8 protein-coding genes are annotated in these 5,898 nt (G+C 69.5%); 5 read left to right on the top strand and 3 right to left on the bottom strand.

What is annotated here, in order from left to right; all coding sequences use genetic code 11:
• On the top strand, positions 1-247 hold a 247-nt coding region (locus tag BN60_RS30840; RefSeq protein WP_043283883.1), incomplete at its 5' end, for a hypothetical protein.
• Positions 244-753 (top strand): GNAT family N-acetyltransferase, encoded by a 510-nt coding sequence (locus BN60_RS12700; protein ID WP_020696435.1) that lies wholly within the window; start codon positions 244-246, stop codon positions 751-753. The genes BN60_RS30840 and BN60_RS12700, both read left to right, overlap by 4 nt.
• Here BN60_RS12700 and BN60_RS12705 read toward each other — a convergent pair.
• A complete protein-coding gene (locus tag BN60_RS12705; protein ID WP_245539825.1) occupies positions 729-1,310 on the bottom strand; it encodes a GNAT family N-acetyltransferase in 582 nt (193 codons plus the stop codon). The genes BN60_RS12700 and BN60_RS12705 overlap by 25 nt on opposite strands.
• Positions 1,311-1,334: 24 nt before the next feature.
• On the opposite strand from BN60_RS12705, the gene BN60_RS12710 reads away from it, so the two are divergent.
• Complete coding sequence (locus BN60_RS12710) at positions 1,335-2,105, top strand: hypothetical protein (protein ID WP_020696437.1); 771 nt, start codon at positions 1,335-1,337, stop codon at positions 2,103-2,105.
• Here BN60_RS12710 and BN60_RS12715 read toward each other — a convergent pair.
• On the bottom strand, positions 2,068-2,766 hold the full coding sequence (locus BN60_RS12715; RefSeq protein ID WP_020696438.1) for a DUF899 domain-containing protein: 699 nt from the start codon (positions 2,764-2,766) through the stop codon (positions 2,068-2,070). The two genes, BN60_RS12710 and BN60_RS12715, sit on opposite strands and share 38 nt — an antisense overlap.
• 96 nt (positions 2,767-2,862) lie before the next feature.
• Between BN60_RS12715 and BN60_RS12720 the strand changes: the two genes are divergently transcribed.
• Both BN60_RS12720 and BN60_RS12725 read left to right on the top strand, forming a co-directional pair.
• On the top strand, positions 2,863-4,110 hold the full coding sequence (locus tag BN60_RS12720) for a hypothetical protein (protein ID WP_020696439.1): 1,248 nt from the start codon (positions 2,863-2,865) through the stop codon (positions 4,108-4,110).
• A gap of 52 nt (positions 4,111-4,162) precedes the next feature.
• Positions 4,163-4,804 carry a Vgb family protein gene (locus tag BN60_RS12725; RefSeq protein ID WP_020696440.1) on the top strand — a complete coding sequence of 214 codons (642 nt, stop codon included), beginning with the start codon at positions 4,163-4,165 and terminating at the stop codon, positions 4,802-4,804.
• Positions 4,805-5,043: 239 nt separating this feature from the next.
• On the opposite strand, the gene BN60_RS12730 is transcribed toward BN60_RS12725, so the two are convergent.
• Positions 5,044-5,898 (bottom strand): MerR family transcriptional regulator (locus tag BN60_RS12730; RefSeq protein ID WP_043283884.1); only part of this gene is annotated, 855 nt, incomplete at its 5' end.

Below are 5,898 nucleotides of genomic sequence, written 5' to 3' on the forward strand. Positions count from 1 at the left end.
GTTCCTCCATCCGCGCGCCACGCCGCACCAGGTCAAACATGTTCTGGGCGCGGCGGTCCATCAGGCGCTCGCCCTCGCACCCGACGCGGCAAACGATAGCGACGCCGGCCGCGACCCTCTCGACCGCGCGGCAACCCTCGCCTCGCCGGCCGTGCGCCGCGTGCTGCACCGCTTCCCGTCGCCGCGCCGCGGACGCACCCGGTTCGGCGAACTTCTGAGCGACCTCGACGCGGCGCTGCGCACATGACCGCGCCCCCGTTCAGAACCGCGAGGCTGATCGGCGAGAGGCTGAGCGAGGATCACCTTGCAGATCTGGTCGCGCTCCATCTCGATCCCGACGTGTCGCGTTACCTGGGCGGCGTGCGCTCGCCCGAGACGACGAAGGACTATCTCGCGGCCAACATGGCCCACTGGGAGACGCATGGCTTCGGGCTGTGGGTCCTGCGAACGCCGGCGGGCGAGTTCGCCGGACGGGCGGGCCTGCGGCAGGTCGTCGTGGACGGTCGGGAAGACATCGAGATCGCCTATACGTTCAAACGCACGCTTTGGGGCCGCGGCCTGGCGAGCGAAATCGCGCCCGCGCTGACGGCCTACGGGCTGGTGCAGCTCGCGCTGCCGTCGCTGGTCGGCCTCGTCGAGGTCGAAAACGGCGCCTCGCGCCGCGTGCTGGAGAAATCGAACTACACGTTCGAGCGCAACACGACATGGCGCGGCCAGAGGATCGTGCTCTACCGCTCGTCGAGCCTGTCGTAGCGACACTGCGAGATGTATTCGTTGCGCGACCGGGAGAAGAGGTCGACGGTATCGACGCGCCTGAATCCCAGCTTGGCGAGGACGCGTCCGGAGGCCGGATTGTCCTGGGCATGTCCGGCTACCAGTTTCACAAGGCCGACATCGCCGGACACGAAGCGCGTGACGGCGCGTGCCGCCTCGAACGCATAGCCCCGTCCCCACGCCGCCCGCTCGAACCAGTAGCCCAGACTTCCCGCGCCGCCGCCGATCCCGTCGACGTCGACAAGGCCCGCCATCCTTCCGTCGAGCACGACGGCGAAGCGATAGGCGCTCCCCGCCGCCCATTCGTTCGGATGGTCGGCGAACCACCGTTCGATCTCCTGCCGGTCGGGCGGAAACGATGCCTGCGCCAGCATGCGCGTCACTTCCCAGTCCGATTGAATCTCGAAGGCGCGCGCCGCATCGGCAGCCTTCGTCGGCCGAAGCAGCAGGCGATCGGTTCTCAGGGGCTGACGAGGAACGGGCGCCATTGTCATGCGATTGTCGGTCACAGCAGGCCCCGGAGTATTCCACGGCATCGGAATCCGCTCTACCGTCTCCCGATGAAGCTCTGCACGGACGACGACCTGGGCTACGCCACCCAGCGGACGCACTTTCCACCCGGCAAGGCCTTCCACCTCGACCCGCAGTATCGCCTCGCGCATCTGCCGCTCGTCGCGCCGTTCCACCGCAAGGTCATCGCGTCAAAGCCGGGCACGCCTTACGTCATGGGCCGGCACGAGGCCGTGACCTCCATCGCCCTCCCGGTTCCCCCGGCCCTCTATCAGGCGCCCGCCTTTCTCGACCTGTCGGACGAGCTGCGGGCGACGCCCTTCGCCCGCAAGATCGCCTGGGATGTCGTCGACGCCCGGCGCTCCCTGCTGCACGCGACCTTGTGCGGTTCCCTCGCGAGCGGCGAGCCCGTGCAGCCACCCGATGCGGAGACGCGCGCCGCACTCTCCCGGGTGGGCAGGCCGTCGATCGAATTGCGCGGACTCTTTTCCGGCACGGTCAATCACGGCCGGCTCTACCTCAAGACCTATCCCGAACGCAGCGGCGAGGACAATGCGCTGGCGCGGATACAGAAGCTCCTGAAGGCACGCGTGACGGACGTCTACCTCGTCGGCCTCTTCAATCTCGTCGACGATCTCGACGTCGTGGAAACCGCTGCGCTGGCGAGCCTGATCGAGCGCTGGTGGGACCTGCCGATCCTGCACTTCGAGGCGGACTGTCTGTGGCTGCTGTCCTCGCGCGACGACCTCACGCTGGATGCCGAGATCGTCGAAACGATCCCGCTCAATACTGATCGTTCCGCCGCACCCACGACATCGTGAACCCGAGGGCATCCTCGTCGCGGCCCTTCGGCACGAGATCGAGGAATTGGTAGGCGCCGTTCACCATGTCGATGCCGCGGGTGTAGCAGGAATAGGTGTGAAACACCTGGCCCGCGTCGTCCCTGGCAAAGACGCTGATGCCCGGCAGGTCGCTGCCGGTGTCCGACTGGACCTCGTAGTTGTAGCAGGCATGGCCCGCTTCCATCTCGGCCGGCGTGAACGAGACATGAAAGTCGTAGTTGAAGTCGCTGCCCTGCGAGGAGACCCAGGGGAAGCTCCAGCCCAGGCGGCGGCGATAGGCGTCGAGCTTGGCGAACGGCGCACGCGAGATCGCGGTGAAGGCCACGTCGCGATGGGCGAGATGGATCGGTATGCCATTGAACGTATCGGCCCAGAAGGAGCAGGACTTGCAGCCCTCCTCCCACTCCGGCGCGAACATGAAGTGATAGACGACGAGCTGCGAACGGCCCTCGAAGAGATCGGCCAGCGAAAGCGTGCCCTCGGGCCCCTCGAAGCGGTAGTCCTTCTCCACGCGCTCCCACGGCATCTGCTGGCGGCGGCGGGTCAGCGCATCGCGCTGGCGGGTGAACTCCTTTTCGGCGGCCAGCAGGTCGAGACGGGCCTTGAGCCAGTCCTCGTGCGAAACGACTTGATTGCGCATGGCCTACTCCTGTTTGTTGAGGGGACCCGAAGAGTCTAGGCGCGGAGGACAACGGACGAGAGTGACAATCGTGTCGGGCTTCTGGATGCAAATCTCGTGGACTCGCTGATCACGGCCGCCGCACGCGCGCTGGCGGCGGGCGATCCGCTGGGCGCGCTCAATCGCGTGGCGCTGCGCGAGGATGCGCCGGCGCTGGCGCTGCGCGGCATTGCGATGGCCCAGCTCGGCGACTTCGCGCGCGCCAAGGCGCTCCTGCGCAGCGCCGCCCGCGCCTTCGGGCCGAAGGAAGCGATGGCCCGCGCGCGCTGCGTCGTGGCCGAGGCCGAGGTGGCGCTGGTCTCGCGCGATCTCGGCTGGCCGGAGAAGGCGCTCGATACCGCACGCGCGACGCTCGAAGCGCATGGCGACACGGTGAACGCCGCACACGCGCGCCATCTCGACATCCGCCGGCTGCTGCTGATCGGCAAGCTCGACGAGGCCGGGCGCCGGCTCGGCAGGATCGATCCCGCGCCGCTGCCGCCGGCCTCGCGCACCGTGCACGAGCTGGTGGCCGCAGGCATCGCGATGCGCCGCCTGCACACAAAGGCTGCGCGCGAAGCCCTGGCGCGTGCACGCGAGGCCGCGCGCGAGGCGCGTATCCCCGCCCTGTCGGCGGAGGTCGACAGCGCGGCGCTGGTGCTCGACACGCCCGCCGCGCGGCTGATCGAACGCGGCCGCGAACGCCCGCTGCTGCTCGAAGAGGTCGAAGCGCTGCTCGCCTCGAACGCGCTGGTCGTCGATGCCTGCCGCCATGTGGTGCGCGCCCGCGATACGACTGACGACACGGTGGTGTCGCTGGCCACGCGGCCCGTGCTGTTCGCGCTGGCCCGCACGCTGGCCGAAGCCTGGCCGGGCGATGCCTCGCGCGAGGTGCTGGTCGCCAGGGCCTTCCGCGCCCGCAGCGCCGACGAATCGCATCGCGCGCGGCTCCGGGTCGAGATCGGCCGGCTGCGCGCGGAGCTGAGGCCGCTGGCCGACGTCACCGCGACGGAGCGCGGCTTCGTGCTGGAGCCGCGCCCTGGAAAAGAGACCGCCGGCCGCGAGATCGTGGTGCTTGCGCGGCCCGCCGACGAGGCGCATGGCGAGGTGCTGGCCTTCCTGGCCGACGGCGAGTCGTGGTCGAGTTCGGCGCTGGCCGTGGCGCTCGGCGCCAGCCAGCGTACCGTGCAGCGTGCGCTCGACGCGCTGGCGGCGGCGGGCAAGGTGCAGTCGCTCGGCCGCGGACGGTCGCTGCGCTGGATGATGCCGCCCGCGCCCGGTTTCACGACGACCTTGTTACTCCCGGCGCCGCTGCCGGGCGGCTAGGTAAGGGCCATCGCAACCCTCACCAATGCAATCCCGTCGCGAGGACAGTCCCATGAAACCGCAGGCAGCAGAGATCGTTCAGGAATACGGCCCCTTCCCCGGCGTCGACCAGGTGGCGGGCGTCACCTACGACGGCACCAATGTCTGGTTCGCCTCGGGCGAGAAGCTGAACGCGCTCGATCCGGCGAGCGGCAAGGTCGCGCGCTCGATCAACGTCGCGGCCCATGCCGGCACCGCGTTCGACGGCCGGCACCTCTTCCAGATCGCCGAGAAGCAGATCCACAAGATCGACCCCGGCACCGGCCGCGTGCTGGCCACCATCCCCGCACCGGGCGACGGCGGCGACTCCGGCATGGCCTGGGCCGAGGGCGCGCTGTGGGTCGGGCAGTATCGCGAACGCAAGATCCACCAGATCGATCCCGAGACCGGCAAGATCCTGCGGACCATCGAATCCAACCGCTTCGTCACCGGCGTCACCTGGGTCGACGGCGAGCTGTGGCATGCGACGTGGGAAGCCGACCAGAGCGACATCCGCCGCATCGATCCCAGGACCGGCGAGACGCTGGAACAGCTCGACATGCCGGCCGGCGTCGGCGTGTCGGGACTGGAATCCGACGGCGCCGACCGCTTCTACTGCGGCGACGGCAACGGCGCGAAGGTCCGCGCGGTGCGACGGCCCAAGCGGGCGAAGTAGCGCTCTCTCTTTGTCGTCCTGAGCGTAAGCAAAGGACCTCATCGCCGCCTGCCATCAGTGGGGCAACCGGCATCAGATCCTTCGCCGCGCTCAGGATGACAGAAAGAGTAGCGCTCTCGCTTTGTCGTCCTGAGCGTAAGCGAAGGACCTCATTGCCGCCTGCCATCAGTGGGGCAACCGGCATGAGATCCTTCGCTGCGCTCAGGATGACAGAAAACTCTCGGCGACAGCGAACCTCATCACGAGGCCTCATACACCGCCGGCCGCCACGCGACGACGCCTTCGGTTCTTGCGCGCACGTCGGGCGGGGCGAGGCAGGTGGCGACGGCTTCGTAGCCCGGTGCGCCGGGATAGGGCGGGACGAGCGTCGGCGGGCTGTGGTTGGCGGGACAGAAGAGGATCGCCTCGTCGGGGCCGACCTCGCCGAGATCGAGCATCGACGAGGAGCGCGTCATCAGGAACAGCGGACGCTCCCGCGAAACACGCCGCCGCAGATGGGCGATCAGCGCTTCCTGCGTTGGCTGATCCAGTCCCTGCTCCACCATGTCGATCACCAGCGCCGCAGGCGTCGCCGCTTCGAGCGACGCGAGCAGCACCGTCAGCGCGTCCGAGGGCGAGGCGCCCTCCTCGACCAGCCACGCCGTCGCGCGCTCGACCCGCGCCTTCAGCGCCGCATCGGCGTCGAGCCGCGCCCGCGCCGCAGCGCCGCCATCGGCCGCGCGATCGAGGCCGATGAAGGCTGCATCCGGCAGCGCCTCCGCCAGCCGCATCGCCAGCCGCGTCTTGCCGCTGCCCAGCGGGCCCACGATCCAGGTGAGCGCGCGGATGTCTAAAAGCTCGAACCGCTCGCCGCCCCACGGCCATGGCAGATCGAACGCGACCGCCATGGTTTCGCCGGCGGGCCGCAGCAGGCGCGCCAGCTCGCCCGCCTCGGGCGCCTTGCCGCGCGCGAGATCGGCGCGCAGTGCGCGCACCTTCGCGACCGTCGCCACAAGATCGCGGCCGCGCGCTTCGAGCATCGCCTGATGTGCCGCCAGCGCGGGCTCCAGCGCATCGGCATCGCCACCCAGCACGCGCGCGATCCCGGCGAGCCC

Origin of the sequence: Reyranella massiliensis 521, from assembly GCF_000312425.1 — a bacterium.
In the GTDB taxonomy this organism is placed as follows: Bacteria; Pseudomonadota; Alphaproteobacteria; order Reyranellales; family Reyranellaceae; genus Reyranella; species Reyranella massiliensis.